Here is a 13,973-nt window from a genome sequence, read left to right as displayed (position 1 = left end):
AACGCTCCCCGAGCCGGGCGGCACGCCGGTCAAAGCGGGTATTGACCCTGACGGCGACCGGCGTCCACCGCCCAACCTAATGAGGTTGTCATGACGACAGTAATACTGAATCAGCCCGACGAACCGCAGGACGTACCGGGCGTGGTGATTCCCGCACCGGAGACGGGTGACGCAGTGATTAAAAACACGTTCTTTTTCCCTGATGTGGATCCGAAGCGCGTGCGCGAACTGATGCGACTTGAGCAGACGGTTTCCGATGCGCGACTGCGCAACGCCATCAAGACTGGCATGGCGGAAACCAATGCGGAGCTTTACGACTACCGGCTGCGCCAGATGGCCGCAGGGTTTAAGCAACTGGCCAACGTGCCTGCTGAGGAAATCGACGGCGAGAATGTGCGTGTTTTCCACTACCTCAGCGCTGTGACGGCGATGGCAACCGCCACCCTGTATGAGCGTTATCGCGGCGTTGAGGCCACCGGCAAGGGTGACAAAAAAGCCGACAGCGTCGAAACCACCATTGATGACCTGTGGCGGGATATGCGCTGGTCGGTCTCGCGTCTGCAGGATAAGCCGCGCTGCATCGTGGGTCAGCTCTGATGAAAGTCTACGCGATGCAGGGTGACACCCTCGACGCACTTTGCGCCCGGTATTACGGGCGCACTGAGGGCGTGGTCGAGACGGTGCTGAAGGTTAATCCCGGTCTGTCTGAGCTGGGCGTCATTCTGCCGCATGGCACGGCGATTGACCTGCCAGACGTTGAAACATCACCCACGGCGGAGACCCTGAACCTATGGGACTGAGTATGGAAAAAATCACCACGTTTATCGCCTACTGGCTGGCCGTGGGGCTGGCGTATTTCGGGGCAATGTCGCCCGAAAAACTGGCGCTGTATGTGGGTAGTCTGTGTGCCATTTTTACGGCGGCGGTGAATTTCTGGTACCGGCGCAAAACCTTTCGTTACCTGACAGAAATGGGAATCGACAAAGGGGTGACCCGTGAGCTCAATCGTTAAACGTTGCAGTGTGGCCGCAGTGCTAGCGCTGGCGGCACTGATGCCTGATTTTCGTCTGCTGAATACCTCGCCTGACGGTCTGGCACTGATTGCCGACCTCGAAGGGTGTCGCCTGACACCTTACCAGTGCAGCGCGGGCGTGTGGACGTCAGGCATCGGCCACACTGCCGGGGTGGTACCGAAAGGCGATATCACCGAGCGCGAAGCGGCGGAAAATCTGGTCGCCGACGTGCTGAACACCGAGCGCCGTCTCGCGGTCTGCGTGCCGGTCACCATGCCGCAGCCGGTTTACGACGCGCTGGTCAGTTTCTCTTTTAACGTTGGCACCGGCGCGGCTTGTCGCTCGACGCTGGTCTCTTACATCAAGCGTCATCAGTGGTGGCAGGCATGTGACCAGATCACCCGCTGGGTGTACGTCAATGGTACTAAAAACAAAGGGCTGGAAAACCGCCGCGCGCGGGAACTGGCGTATTGCATGAAAGGAGTAACCCAATGAAAAAATATTTACGTTCCCTGATGTTCGATGCCCTGCTGGCACTGATTCTGATTTGGGGGCTGGTATCGCCGCAAAGCGCTGCCGTTAATTTTGTAGCCGCATGGGCGCTATTCGGCAGTTTTGTCTGCATTACGGCGAGCCTGGCCGGTGTGGTCGCCTATGAGCACTGGCTACGAAATACGGGCAAAAGTATTCCCGCCAATCCAGACCTAATGAAGGTATTTCGCGCCGTTTTTTGTCGCAAACCTTCGCAGGCGCGCCACGCATGGTCTCTCATTATTTTCTCTGCTACCACGGGCTGTCTGCTTGGGGCTGGCTGGATCTTTACAGCGCTGGTCTACCTGCTTTGTGTTCTGACCTTTAAGGCCGTTCGCGAGACTTACCGCCAGCGCATTGAGGGGGCTGGTCTGTGTCCAGAATCATTGTGATGTTTCTGGCCTCTGCGCTGGTGATGACTGTGCTCGGGCTGCTGTGGTTGCGCCATGAGAACGGCAATTTATCCCGCTCCTTTGAGACGGCAAACCGCGTCGCGAGCGAGCAAAAGACGACGATTGGCATGTTGAAAAATCAGCTCAGTGTTGCCGGAACGCTCGCCCGACGTAATGAATCCGCGCAGGTGGCACTGCGCGAACAGCTCGCAAAGGCAAGCGCAGAGGCCAGCCGCCGTGAGCAGACGATAACGAGGTTACTTAATGAAAATGAAGCCTTTCGCCGCTGGTATAACGCCGCTCTGCCTGATGTTGTGCGTCGGCTGCACACCCGCACCGCCTGCGCCAGCGCCGGTGATTGTGGTCAGCGGATGCCCGAGAGTGAGCCTTTGCCCGATGCCGGGAAGTGACCCGAAAACTAATGGTGACCTGAGTGCGGATATTCGCCGTCTTGAGGGCGCACTGACTGCCTGTGCGCTGCAGGTTAAAACCGTAAAACACTGTCAGGATGAACTCGATGCAGAAGCACAAAAGCCTGCGCAAAGCGCTGATTAACGCCGTGCCGCAGCTCCGAAATAACCCCGATATGCTGCGCCTGTTTGCCGACAACGGCCATACCGATTCCCGACTGGCGAGCTCGCTGTCGTTTGAAAAGGTGTACATGCTTAACGTGGTGGTGACCGACTTTACCGGCGACCTCGATTTGATATTCGTGCCGGTGCAGGCGTGGCTGCGTGAACATCAGCCGGACATTATGACCACCGACGATGGCCGGGAAAAAGGTTTCACCTGGATTACTGATATCAATAACGACGATTCGCTCGATATCAGTATCAGCCTGAGGCTGACCGAGCGCACGCTCGTCAAAGAGGTCGACGGCGCGCTGCATGTCAGCTATGCCCCTGAGCCGCCGCTGCCTGAGCCAGTGACGCGTCCGGTCGAGCTGTACGTTAACGGCGAACTGGTGAGTAAGTGGGATGAGTGACTTAACCGCGCTGCAGGAACGTCTTGCCGGTCTGATTGCCAGCCTGTCACCGGTGGCGCGTCGGAAAATGGCGGCTGAGATTGCGAAAAAACTGCGTACTAGTCAGCAACAGCGCATCAAGCGCCAGCAGGCGCCAGACGGCACCCCGTATGCGGCGCGAAAGCGCCAGCCTGTGCGGAGCAAAAAAGGCCGAATTAAGCGCGAAATGTTCGCCAAACTGCGCACCAATCGTTTTATGAAAGCCAAAGGCAGCGACAGTGCGGCGGTGGTGGAGTTTACCGGCAAGGTGCAGCGAATGGCGCAGGTGCATCAGTACGGCCTCAAAGACCGGCCAAACCGTCATGGCCGGGATGTTCAGTACGAGGCTCGCCCGTTGCTCGGTGCTTCACATGAGGATAATAACACCATCTTGAAGCTTATTATTTCCCATCTTCACGGTTAACAGTACTATGCATGAAGTGGTTGTTTAATCACTTCACTCTTCTAACATAATCCCCTATATTTACATTTAAAAGAGGCTTGATTCTTTTCTCTGGGGATATTCTCACTTTTTTCGAGGGAGTACGGCCACCTTCATAGCGATCGTTAATTAATCTGCGATGCGCAAAAATATCACGTTTATATATAGTTTCTTCCTTTACTGGCTCTTCTATAAATTCACGTGAAATTAACGTGGTCATTTTTTCTTGTATATGATGTACAATAGCCTCACCTTTTACTATTTCAAGTCGACCTAAATCTATTCCCGTGTCAGGATCTATAATATTTTCCCCAAGTGAATAAATTAAAAACACCATCCCGTTACGTATATTTCCATTCTCACCCTTATTGATAACAAATTGAGTAAAATTGTCGTTAATATGAATAATTTTTGCATCGTGTAGTTCAGACATTAGTCTCTCTCTCCAAACTTTTCGAGTAATTCGTAAGGTATGTTAGGCCTGACAATTAACATTGAACTTGCACCCTTTGTATTTATTAAATCAAGCTCTTCATCTGTACAATAACTATCAATTATTTTTAACTGCAATAAATTTTCCTGGATATGATAGACGTGTGCTGAAAATGCGATTTTTTCAAATTCATCATTAATAAGATAGCAACCAACTATTATATTGTTAGAGAAACTTGCATTTTTCTTTATCAGAATAATCCCGTCATCACTTAATATTTTAATTGGCTTTTCATATGGTGCAGGAAAAGATGTTCTGTTCTCTTTTTCGAGATCATCAATACGCTTAATCAAAAGGATAAAAATAGTTATGCTCAACCATGTTAAAAATATAAACCATTTAACCGATAGCTCAGATTGAACGTTTACAAACATAGTTACTAATGCAGATAAGAAGCCCGCACCACCTATAGCGGCAGACGAAATGCTGGGTTTTAAAGCATTAAAGTTCACAATTCCCTCGCTCAATAACACATATGTCTTTGCTATCGACAGGATTACCTTGCCAAATGCTTTTTGTACCAAAGATCAGACATTTGATCCAGTTTGGAATGGTTGTTTGCTTAGTGAATGATAGCGAAATGAAAACTCTATCTTCAATCCAAGAGCTAGCGCGCGCGATTCGCAACCTCATCCGCTCAGGTGTGGTGACTGAGGTTAATACCGTACAGGGGCTATGCCGAGTACAAAGCGGTGGGATCCAGACGACATGGTTAAACTGGCTGACCTGTCGCGCTGGTCGCTCGCGGGTGTGGTGGGCTCCCTCCGTTGGTGAGCAGGTGCTCATTCTTGCCATTGGTGGCGAACTCGACACCGCCTTTGTGCTGCCCGGCATTTTCTCTGATGACCATCCCGCGCCGTCTGCCTCGCCTGATGCGTTTCATATCGCCTTTCCTGACGGGGCGGTTATCGAGTACGAGCCCGAAAACGGGGCGCTCACCGTATCCGGTATCAAAACCGCCGACGTCATTGCATCAGAGTCCATTACTGCCACTGTGCCGCTGGTACTGGTTAAGGCATCCACCCGCATCACGCTCGATACACCCGAGGTGGTGTGTACCAATAAGCTGACAACCGGCACGCTCGAAGTGAAAAAAGGCGGAAAGATGTCGGGGAACATCGAGCACACCGGCGGGCAATTTACCTCAAATGGCGTGCAGGTCGATGACCACGACCACGGCGGTGTGGAGCAGGGTGGAAACTGGACGAAGGGGGTCAAATGACGGTGCGTTATCTGGGAATGAACAGCCACACCGGCCTCAGTATTTCTGAGGTTGAGCACATCAGGCAAAGCGTGCGCGACATTCTGGTCACGCCGGTGGGCTCGCGCGTCATGCGCCGCGAATATGGCTCGCTGTTGTCTGCACTGATTGACCAGCCGCAGACCCCGGCGCTGCGCCTGCAGATTATGGCCGCGTGCTACTCCGCGATCCAGAAGTGGGAGCCGCGCGTCAGTTTGTCGACCATCACCTTTGAACGCGGAGAGGATGACGGCGCGATGTACGTCGATATGACCGGCACGCGTTCGGCATCAGGCCAGCCTTTTTCTATCACCCTTCCACTGAGTTAAACGTTATGGCTATTGTTGACCTGAGCCAGCTCGCCGCACCTGATGTTGTGGAAGAGCTGGACTATGAAACCATCCTGACAGAGCGAAAGGCGACGCTTGTCTCGCTCTATCCCGAAGAGCAACAGGACGCGGTCGCGCGCACGCTGACGTTTGAATCTGAGCCGATTGTTAAGCTGCTGCAGGAAAATGCTTATCGGGAGGTTATCTGGCGTCAGCGGGTGAATGAGTCGGCACGGGCGGTGATGCTGGCCTGTGCTGCCGCAAACGACCTCGACAATATCGGCGCAAATTACAACGTTGAGCGTCTTGTTATTACGCCTGCTGATGAAACCACGTTGCCGCCGACACCTGCCGTGATGGAGTCGGACACCGATTATCGTCTGCGTATTCAACAGGCTTTTGAGGGAATGAGTGTGGCCGGGTCGACCGGTGCGTATCAGTTTCATGGCCGCAGCGCTGACGGGCGGGTCGCCGATATCTCTGTTATTAGCCCGGAGCCTGCCTGCGTGACCGTGTCGGTACTGTCCCGCGAGAACAACGGTGCGGCATCCGGGGAACTGCTCGCCGTGGTGCGTAATGCGCTCAACGATGAGGATGTGAGGCCGGTTGCTGACCGCGTGACCGTGCAGTCGGCGGTCATTGTCGACTACACCATCGATGCCGCGCTTTATCTTTATCCCGGCCCCGAAAGCGAGCCAGTGCTCAGTGCGGCAAAAGCGAAGCTGCAGACCTATATCAACGCGCAGCACCGGCTCGGGCGTGACATCCGCAAGTCCGCCATCTATGCCGCGCTTCACGTTGAGGGTGTGCAGCGTGTCGAACTTGTCACGCCGGTGGCTGACATCGTACTCAATGAGACTCAGGCGTCATATTGCACTGCGTACAGCGTAAATATCGGGGGCAACGATGAGTGATACCCGTCTGCTGCCGGTGGGCTCGTCGCCGCTTGAGGTGGCGGCGGCGCGCGCCTGCGCGGATATCGAAAATACCCCCGTCCCGCTGCGTCGCCTCTGGAACCCTGACAACTGCCCCGCAAATCTGCTGCCGTGGCTGGCCTGGGCGTTTTCGGTTGACCGCTGGGATGAGAGCTGGCCGGAAGAGACCAAACGCGAGGTTATCCGCAGCGCGTGGTTTATCCATGCGCACAAAGGAACGATAGGCGCAGTGCGTCGTGTGGTCGAGCCGCTCGGGTATCTGATTAACGTGACGGAGTGGTGGGAGACGAACGACCCGCCGGGGACGTTTCGCCTTGATATCGGTGTGCTGGAGACAGGTATTACCGAGGAAATGTATTACGAAATGGAAAGGCTTATTGCCGATGCAAAGCCAGCCAGTCGCCATCTTATCGGCCTGAATATTATCCAGGACATACCGGGTTATCTCTTCACCGGAGCCCTGACCTATGACGGCGACATCATCACGGTTTACCCCGGATAAGTGAGAACACAATGACAGTGAAATATAAAACCGTTATCACCCGAGCCGGTGCGGAAAAACTGGCGGCGGCCACGCTCCCGAACGGGAAGAAAGTCAATTTTGCGGTGATGGCCGTCGGGGATGGTGGCGGTAAACTGCCCGAACCGGACGCCAGCCAGACAAAACTCGTCAATGAAGTCTGGCGTCATCCGCTGAATAAAATCAGCCAGGACAAAAAACATAAAAATTATGTCGTGGCGGAGCTGGTGATCCCCCCGGAGACCGGCGGTTTCTGGCTGCGTGAAATGGGGCTTTACGATGACACCGGCACGCTGATTGCGGTCGGCAACATGGCCGAAAGTTATAAGCCCGAACTGGCGGAAGGGTCAGGCCGCGCGCAGACGCTGCGCATGGTGATCATGGTGAGCGACATCGACACGGTCGAGCTGTCCATCGATACGACACTGGTGATGGCGACGCAGGATTATGTCGACGACAAGCTCGCAGAGCATGAGCAGTCCCGCCGCCATCCTGACGCCACGCTCAAAGAAAAAGGGTTCACACAGTTAAGCAGTGCGACCGACAGCGGGTCTGAGGCGCTCGCCGCGACACCGAAAGCGGTCAAAGTGGCGTATGACCTTGCGAAAGGTAAATACACGGCTCAGGACGCGACCACAGCGCAGAAGGGGATTGTCCAGCTCAGTAGCGCCACCGACAGCGTGTCTGAGACCCTCGCCGCAACACCGAAAGCGGTTAAGGCGGCGTATGACCTTGCGAAAGGTAAATACACGGCTCAGGATGCGACCACGACGCAGAAAGGGATTGTCCAGCTCAGTAGCGCCACCGACAGCGTTTCTGAGACCCTCGCCGCAACGCCGAAAGCGGTCAACGTGGCGTATGACCTTGCGAAAGGCAAATACACGGCTCAGGACGCGACCACGTCGCAGAAGGGGATTGTCCAGCTCAGTAGCGCCACCGACAGCGTGTCTGAGACCCTCGCCGCGACCCCGAAAGCGGTTAAGGCGGCAAATGACAACGCCAGCGGACGTGTACCCTCTGGGCGTAAAGTAAATGGTCGCTCGCTGGCCGCTGATATCAGTGTGACCGCGCAGGATATTTTCAACGGTCAGACGGTGGGTATCGGCAACGCTATCGACTTAAACAGCCACACCACACCGGGACTGTATTACCAGCCCGCAAATGCGCAGGCGCAAACAGGGAAAAACTACCCCGAGGCTATTGCCGGTTCTCTGGAGGTGTATAAACACGCCGGGATAACGCAGGTTTACCGGGTCTACAACAATTCCCGCTCATACATTCGCACGCTCTACGGTGGAGTCTGGTCTGCCTGGACGAAGCAATATGATGCGGCAAACAAGCCCACTCCGGCTGAAATTAGTGCGATTTCTCAGGATGGATGCGTTACCGCAGGCTTTAATTCAGGCAATGCGGCAAAACCGTACATGCGGCATACATCCAGTAACGCCGTGGTGCAACTGGCAACCGAAGTGTGGGTTAACGGAGCCTTTCAACCAAAAGGTAATTACACCCCTAACGGTCAGTCATATTCGAAGGCTGAATCCGATGCGCGCTATAACCTGAAAAACACGGCAAGCCTTGGTCAGAACGGCTGGGAGCGCGACGGTACAACAGGAAGGATCCGCCAGTGGGGTTACACCAACCAGACCGGCGGATATCAGAACATCACATTTCCGACAGCGTTTCCAAATGCGATGAGAAATATTCAGGTCACGCCTTATACGGCGAATGTGGCCGGTACGCTTGAATGTTCGGTTTCACAATATTCCAGAACCGGCGCAAGGCTTAATGCTAACCAAAACTTTCCCTTATTCTGGGAAGCAACAGGACATTAACCGATGGACGAGCAATATTTTTACAGCCCCTCATTGAATGGCTTTTACTTTTATTCGATGAAAGATTTATATGAAAACTCAGAGTCTGGCTGGCCTGATGATGCGCTTGCCATCTCACCGCAATGGTATCAGACCCTGATGACAGGCCAGTCCGATGGCCGAATTATTGTGGCGAATGAATATGGGCAGCCGGTGTTGTCCGATCCGCCGCCGCTCACGACAGAAGAGCTTGTCGCCCGCGCTGAAACTCAGAGGACAGCACTCATGCAGGAGGCGGAAATTATCATTGCCCCCCTGAGCCGTGCGGTTAAGCTGGGGATTGCCACCCCCGAAGAGGTAAAACGGCTTGAGCAATGGGAGACATACACCGTGCTTCTGAGCCGGGTTGATACCTCCGATCCGTTGTTAATCGACCTGCCGCCAGTACCTGAATAACGCAAGCCCTCCACCCGGAGGGCTTTTTGCTTGTTGTGTTGTATCCCCGCCAACGCCATTTCATCGCGCCTGTCGCTTACACAACAGAAAATAGTTGCACCCCTTAACCACGGAGTTAAACGGATGAGCGACTATCATCACGGCGTCGAGGTCATCGAGATTAACGATGGCGTCCGCACCATTTCCACCGTTTCAACGGCCATTATCGGCATGGTCTGTACGGCCAGCGATGCTGACGAAAAAACATTTCCCCTCAATGAGCCGGTGCTTATTACGAACGTGCAGAGCGCTATCGGTAAAGCCGGTAAACAGGGCACGCTGTCGACGTCCCTGCAGGCTATCGCTGACCAGTGCAAACCGGTCATCGTGGCCGTGCGTGTGGCCGAAGGTATCGAAGACCCGGAGAACCCCGAGGCGGCACACAAACAAACCATTTCCAATATCATCGGCACCACCGATGAAAACGGCAAATATACCGGGCTGAAAGCCCTGCTGACGGCGAAAACCGTCACCGGCGTTAAGCCTCGTATTCTCGGCGTGCCGGGGCTGGATTCGCAGGAAGTGGCGACCGCGCTCGCGTCCACCTGTCAGAGCCTGCGCGCCTTTGGCTATGTCAGCGCGTGGGGCTGTAAAACCATTTCTGAGGCCATCGACTACCGCGAGAATTTCAGCCAGCGCGAGCTGATGGTCATCTTCCCTGATTTTCTGGCATGGGACACCACGGCGAACGCGACAGCAACAGCCTGGGCGACGGCGCGCGCACTCGGCCTGCGTGCCAAAATCGACCAGACGATCGGCTGGCATAAAACCCTGTCTAACGTTGGCGTTAACGGAGTGACCGGCGTCAGCGCCTCAGTATCGTGGGATTTGCAGGAACCGGCGACCGACGCCAACCTGCTGAATCAGGCCGGTGTCACTACGCTTATCCGCAATGATGGTTTCAAGTTTTGGGGCAACCGTACCTGCTCGGATGACCCGCTTTTCCTGTTTGAGAACTACACCCGCACCGCGCAGGTACTGGCCGACACGATGGCGGAGGCGCACGCGTGGGCGATGGATAAACCCATTACCCCGACCCTCATTCGCGACATCGTTTCCGGTATCAATGCCAAATTCCGCGAGCTGAAAACCAATGGTTATATCGTTGACGGCTTCTGCTGGTACGACCCGGAGTCGAACGACACCGCGACCCTGAAAGTGGGGAAACTGTATATCGATTACGACTATACCCCCGTCCCACCGCTGGAAAACCTGACCCTTCGCCAGCGCATCACCGATACCTATCTGGCGAACCTGTCGGACTCGGTCAACAGCTAAGGAGCCCTGAGCATGGCGTTACCCCGCAAACTGAAATACCTGAATATGTTCAACGATGGCCTGAGTTATATGGGCGTTGTTGAATCCGTCACCCTGCCAAAACTGACCCGCAAGCTGGAGAAATATCGCGGCGGCGGGATGCCGGGGGCGGTGTCGGTTGACCTCGGCCTCGATGACGATGCGCTGTCGCTTGAGTGGACGCTAGGCGGTCTGCCTGACATTGAATTGTGGGCGCAGTACGCCTCGCCGGGTGCTGACAGCGTGCCGCTGCGTTTTACCGGCTCTTATCAGCGTGACGACACCGGCGCGATTTCTGCCGTCGAAGTAGTGATGCGTGGCCGTCATAAAGAATACGACGGCGGTGAAAATAAGCAGGGCGAAAGCGGCACGACCAAAATGGCGACCGAGTGCGCCTATTACCAGCTCACGATCGACGGCAAAGAAGTCATCGAGATTGACGTGATCAACATGGTGCTGAAAGTCGACGGTGTCGACCGTATGGCAGAGCACCGCAAGGCGATTGGCCTGTAATCCCTTAACCGGTCAGCGGGGCTGGCCGGTCACTTATTCTGACGAGAGAGAAAATGAAAAATATCAATGAAACTGCTGTTGCTGACACTGAAAACGTCAATCCAAATGTCGTTATTTTTGACACCCCGCTGATGCGCGGTGAACAGAAAATTGAGCAGGTCACCTTAACCAAACCGAATGCGGGAACCCTGCGCGGGGTGTCACTGGCGTCGCTGGCAAGTTCCGACGTTGATGCGCTGATTAAGGTGCTGCCGCGCATGACGTATCCGGCACTGACCGAGCACGAGCTCGCGCGTCTGGATGCGTCAGACCTGATTTCGCTGGCCGGTAAGGTGGTCGGTTTTTTGTCACCGGCTTCGGGTCGCTGACCTTCCCGGAAAAACTGTCGGTCGATGACCTGATGGCGGATATCGCGGTGATCTTCCACTGGCCGCCATCAGAGCTGAATTCCCTGAGCGTGACCGAACTCCTGACATGGCGCGATAAGGCGCTGCAACGAAGCGGAAGCCATCATGAGCAATAACGTCAGAATCGAGGTGCTGCTGAACGCAGTCGACCGGGCAAGCCGCCCGCTAAAAGCGATTCAGAACGCCAGCAAATCCCTGTCCGGTGATATCCGCAATTCACAGAAAAGCCTGCGCGAACTTAACGCGCAGGCGTCCCGTATTGACGGATTCCGCAAAGCCAGCGCACAGCTTGCCGTGACCGGTCACTCGCTTGAGAAAGCGAAACAGGAAGCGCAAGCCCTTGCCACGCAGTTTAAAAACACCGAGCGCCCGACACGTGCGCAGGCGCAGGTGCTTGAATCGGCGAAGCGTGCCGCCGACGGGCTGCAGACGAAATACAACAGCCTCACTGAGTCTGTTAAACGCCAGCAACGCGAGCTCGGTGCGGCGGGGATTAATACCCGCAATCTGGCAAATGATGAGCGGGGGCTTAAATCGCGCATCAGTGAGACGATCGCACAGCTCAATCGTCAGCGTGAGGCACTGGCGAAAGTCAGCGCACAGCAGGCGAAGTTAAGCCGGGTAAAAGCGCGGTATCAGGCCGGTAAATCGCTTGCCGGTAGCATGGCGGCGGCTGGCGCGGCCGGTGTCGGTATTGCGACAACAGGAACCATGGCAGGGGTTAAGCTGCTGACGCCGGGTTATGAATTTGCACAGAAAAACTCAGAGCTGCAGGCGGTGCTCGGTGTCGACAAACAGTCGCCCGAAATGCAGGCGCTGCGTAAACAGGCGCGCCAGCTCGGTGACAATACCGCTGCCTCTGCCGATGATGCGGCGGGTGCGCAGATTATCATTGCCAAAAGCGGCGGCGATGCGGCGGCTATTCAGGCGGCGACGCCGGTCACACTGAATATGGCGCTGTCCAACAAGCGCACGATGGAAGAGAACGCCGCGCTGCTGACCGGCATGAAATCCGCTTTCCAGCTCTCTAACGATAAAGTCGCGCATATTGGCGATGTTCTCTCGATGACGATGAACAAAACCGCCGCTGACTTTGACGGGATGAGCGATGCGCTGACCTATGCCGCGCCGGTGGCGAAAAATGCCGGGGTGAGTATCGAAGAAACCGCCGCAATGGTGGGGGCGCTGCACGATTCTAAAATCACCGGCTCAATGGCGGGTACAGGGAGCCGTGCCGTTCTGAGTCGCTTGCAGGCACCAACCGGTAAAGCGTACGACGCCATCAAAGAGCTCGGCATTAAAACGTCAGATAGCAAAGGCAATACGCGCCCGATATTTTCCATCCTGAAGGAAATGCAGCGCAGTTTTGAGAAAAACAATCTCGGAACGGGTCAGAAAGCCGAATACATGAAAACCATTTTCGGTGAAGAGGCCAGCTCGGCGGCGGCCGTTCTGATGGCCGCTGCATCAAGCGGCAAGCTCGACCAGCTCACTGCCGCGTTTAAAGCCTCGGACGGTAAGACCGAGGAACTGGTTAAGGTGATGCAGGATAACCTCGGCGGCGACTTTAAAGAGTTTCAGTCTGCCTATGAGGCGGTCGGCACTGACCTGTTTGATCAGCAGGAGGGCTCACTTCGTAAGCTGACGCAGACGGCCACGCACTATGTGCTCAGGCTCGACGGCTGGATTCAGAAAAATAAAGGGCTGGCGACCACCATCGGCGTGGTGGTCGGGGGCGCGCTGGCGCTGATAGGTGTGATGGGCGGGATTGGCCTTGTTGCATGGCCGGTGGTGATGGGGATTAATGCCATCATTGCGGCGGCTGGCGTGCTCGGTGTGGTTTTCAGCACGGTTGGCGGCGCGATTGTCACGGCCATTGGCGCAATCAGCCTGCCGGTGCTGGCGGTTGCCGGTGCAGTGGTGGCCGGTGCGTTGCTGATCCGTAAATACTGGGAGCCGCTCGGTGCATTCTTCTCAGGCGTGGTGGAGGGACTGAAAGCCGCCTTTGCACCGGTGGGGGACATGTTTACCCCGCTCGCGCCGGTGTTTGACGCCATCGCTGAAAAGCTGGGTGTCGTCTGCCAGTGGTTTAAAGACCTGCTTGCGCCGGTGAAAGCCACGCAGGACACCCTCGACAGTTGCAAAAATGTCGGCGTTGCGTTTGGTCAGGCGCTGGCTGATGCGCTGATGATGCCGCTCAAGATGTTTAACAGCCTGAGCGGCAAGGTTGGCTGGCTGCTGGAAAAACTCGGCGTTATCAAAAAAGAATCCAGCGACCTCGACCAGACGGCAGCGAAAGCGAATAAGGCGTCCCCGAATGGCGGGTATATCCCTGCGACCGCAGGTTATGGCGGCTATCAGGCGTATCAGCCGGTCACAGCGCCCGCAGGCCGATCTTATATCGACCAGAGCAAAAGCGAATACAACATCAATCTACAGGGCGGGGTCGCGCCGGGCAGTGACCTTGACCGCCAGCTCCGTGACGCCGTCGACAAACTTGACCGCGAGAAACGTGCGCGCCAGCGATCCAGTATGAGACTCGACTGAGGG

General features: G+C 55.5%; 22 protein-coding genes. 20 read left to right on the top strand and 2 right to left on the bottom strand.

Annotation, left to right across the window (positions count from 1 at the left end):
• The first annotated feature begins 90 nt into the window (after positions 1 to 90).
• From AC07NP_RS20620 to AC07NP_RS20580, 9 genes are read left to right on the top strand one after another with little or no spacing between them, the layout of a single operon-like run.
• Positions 91 to 597 (top strand): head completion/stabilization protein, encoded by a 507-nt coding sequence (locus AC07NP_RS20620; RefSeq protein WP_494661576.1) that lies wholly within the window; start codon positions 91 to 93, stop codon positions 595 to 597.
• On the top strand, positions 597 to 800 hold the full coding sequence (locus AC07NP_RS20615; RefSeq protein ID WP_494661575.1) for a tail protein X: 204 nt from the start codon (positions 597 to 599) through the stop codon (positions 798 to 800). The genes AC07NP_RS20620 and AC07NP_RS20615 overlap by 1 nt, the downstream gene beginning before the upstream one ends.
• A complete protein-coding gene (locus AC07NP_RS20610) occupies positions 791 to 1,012 on the top strand; it encodes a phage holin family protein (protein WP_001437784.1) in 222 nt (73 codons plus the stop codon). The genes AC07NP_RS20615 and AC07NP_RS20610 overlap by 10 nt, the downstream gene beginning before the upstream one ends.
• On the top strand, positions 996 to 1,508 hold the full coding sequence (locus AC07NP_RS20605; protein ID WP_494661574.1) for a lysozyme: 513 nt from the start codon (positions 996 to 998) through the stop codon (positions 1,506 to 1,508). Before AC07NP_RS20610 ends, AC07NP_RS20605 begins: the two co-directional genes overlap by 17 nt.
• Positions 1,505 to 1,936, top strand: coding sequence for a DNZ54_00345 family protein (locus AC07NP_RS20600; RefSeq protein ID WP_494661573.1), 432 nt, complete (start codon positions 1,505 to 1,507; stop codon positions 1,934 to 1,936). The genes AC07NP_RS20605 and AC07NP_RS20600 overlap by 4 nt, the downstream gene beginning before the upstream one ends.
• Positions 1,936 to 2,346: an Rz-like lysis system protein LysB gene (gene lysB / locus AC07NP_RS20595; RefSeq protein ID WP_494661600.1), complete on the top strand. Its 411-nt coding sequence runs from the start codon at positions 1,936 to 1,938 to the stop codon at positions 2,344 to 2,346. Before AC07NP_RS20600 ends, lysB begins: the two co-directional genes overlap by 1 nt.
• Positions 2,246 to 2,491 (top strand): Rz1-like lysis system protein LysC, encoded by a 246-nt coding sequence (lysC, locus tag AC07NP_RS20590; protein ID WP_229045982.1) that lies wholly within the window; start codon positions 2,246 to 2,248, stop codon positions 2,489 to 2,491. The genes lysB and lysC overlap by 101 nt, the downstream gene beginning before the upstream one ends.
• Positions 2,454 to 2,921 carry a phage tail protein gene (locus AC07NP_RS20585; protein WP_494661572.1) on the top strand — a complete coding sequence of 156 codons (468 nt, stop codon included), beginning with the start codon at positions 2,454 to 2,456 and terminating at the stop codon, positions 2,919 to 2,921. The genes lysC and AC07NP_RS20585 overlap by 38 nt, the downstream gene beginning before the upstream one ends.
• Positions 2,914 to 3,363: a phage virion morphogenesis protein gene (locus AC07NP_RS20580; RefSeq protein ID WP_494661571.1), complete on the top strand. Its 450-nt coding sequence runs from the start codon at positions 2,914 to 2,916 to the stop codon at positions 3,361 to 3,363. Before AC07NP_RS20585 ends, AC07NP_RS20580 begins: the two co-directional genes overlap by 8 nt.
• A gap of 28 nt (positions 3,364 to 3,391) precedes the next feature.
• On the opposite strand, the gene AC07NP_RS20575 is transcribed toward AC07NP_RS20580, so the two are convergent.
• The gene (locus tag AC07NP_RS20575) at positions 3,392 to 3,814 is read right to left on the bottom strand and encodes a hypothetical protein (protein ID WP_494661570.1); all 423 of its coding nucleotides are present in this window, start codon (positions 3,812 to 3,814) and stop codon (positions 3,392 to 3,394) included.
• On the bottom strand, positions 3,814 to 4,326 hold the full coding sequence (locus tag AC07NP_RS20570) for a hypothetical protein (protein ID WP_494661569.1): 513 nt from the start codon (positions 4,324 to 4,326) through the stop codon (positions 3,814 to 3,816). Before AC07NP_RS20570 ends, AC07NP_RS20575 begins: the two co-directional genes overlap by 1 nt.
• Positions 4,327 to 4,454: 128 nt before the next feature.
• Here AC07NP_RS20570 and AC07NP_RS20565 point away from each other — a divergent pair, with 128 nt between their 5' ends.
• The 11 genes from AC07NP_RS20565 (at position 4,455) to AC07NP_RS20515 (ending at position 13,970) form a co-directional block, all read left to right on the top strand.
• Positions 4,455 to 5,096, top strand: coding sequence for a phage baseplate assembly protein V (locus tag AC07NP_RS20565; RefSeq protein WP_494661599.1), 642 nt, complete (start codon positions 4,455 to 4,457; stop codon positions 5,094 to 5,096).
• Complete coding sequence (locus AC07NP_RS20560) at positions 5,093 to 5,443, top strand: GPW/gp25 family protein (protein WP_115768097.1); 351 nt, start codon at positions 5,093 to 5,095, stop codon at positions 5,441 to 5,443. The genes AC07NP_RS20565 and AC07NP_RS20560 overlap by 4 nt, the downstream gene beginning before the upstream one ends.
• A gap of 5 nt (positions 5,444 to 5,448) precedes the next feature.
• Positions 5,449 to 6,357 (top strand): baseplate assembly protein, encoded by a 909-nt coding sequence (locus AC07NP_RS20555; protein WP_494661568.1) that lies wholly within the window; start codon positions 5,449 to 5,451, stop codon positions 6,355 to 6,357.
• A complete protein-coding gene (locus AC07NP_RS20550; RefSeq protein WP_040090175.1) occupies positions 6,350 to 6,880 on the top strand; it encodes a phage tail protein I in 531 nt (176 codons plus the stop codon). Before AC07NP_RS20555 ends, AC07NP_RS20550 begins: the two co-directional genes overlap by 8 nt.
• Positions 6,881 to 6,891: 11 nt before the next feature.
• Entirely contained in the window at positions 6,892 to 8,733 is a 1,842-nt protein-coding gene (locus AC07NP_RS20545; RefSeq protein WP_494661567.1) for a tail fiber protein, read from the top strand.
• Positions 8,734 to 8,736: 3 nt separating this feature from the next.
• On the top strand, positions 8,737 to 9,168 hold the full coding sequence (locus AC07NP_RS20540; RefSeq protein ID WP_494661566.1) for a tail fiber assembly protein: 432 nt from the start codon (positions 8,737 to 8,739) through the stop codon (positions 9,166 to 9,168).
• Positions 9,169 to 9,291: 123 nt separating this feature from the next.
• Positions 9,292 to 10,485: a phage tail sheath protein gene (locus AC07NP_RS20535; protein ID WP_494661565.1), complete on the top strand. Its 1,194-nt coding sequence runs from the start codon at positions 9,292 to 9,294 to the stop codon at positions 10,483 to 10,485.
• Positions 10,486 to 10,497: 12 nt separating this feature from the next.
• Positions 10,498 to 11,016: a phage major tail tube protein gene (locus tag AC07NP_RS20530; RefSeq protein WP_001207672.1), complete on the top strand. Its 519-nt coding sequence runs from the start codon at positions 10,498 to 10,500 to the stop codon at positions 11,014 to 11,016.
• Between the two features lie 53 nt (positions 11,017 to 11,069).
• A complete protein-coding gene (locus AC07NP_RS20525) occupies positions 11,070 to 11,384 on the top strand; it encodes a phage tail assembly protein (protein WP_494661564.1) in 315 nt (104 codons plus the stop codon).
• A 32-nt stretch (positions 11,385 to 11,416) separates the two neighbouring features.
• Positions 11,417 to 11,539, top strand: a complete 123-nt coding sequence (locus tag AC07NP_RS20520) for a GpE family phage tail protein (RefSeq protein ID WP_000763322.1) — start codon at positions 11,417 to 11,419, stop codon at positions 11,537 to 11,539.
• A complete protein-coding gene (locus AC07NP_RS20515; protein WP_494661563.1) occupies positions 11,529 to 13,970 on the top strand; it encodes a phage tail tape measure protein in 2,442 nt (813 codons plus the stop codon). The genes AC07NP_RS20520 and AC07NP_RS20515 overlap by 11 nt, the downstream gene beginning before the upstream one ends.
• Positions 13,971 to 13,973 lie beyond the last annotated feature (3 nt).

Source organism: Citrobacter sp. GW821-FHT07H02 (assembly GCF_059418505.1).
The sequence above is the reverse complement of the archived record's forward strand: the minus strand, read 5'-3'. Positions and strand labels throughout refer to the sequence as shown.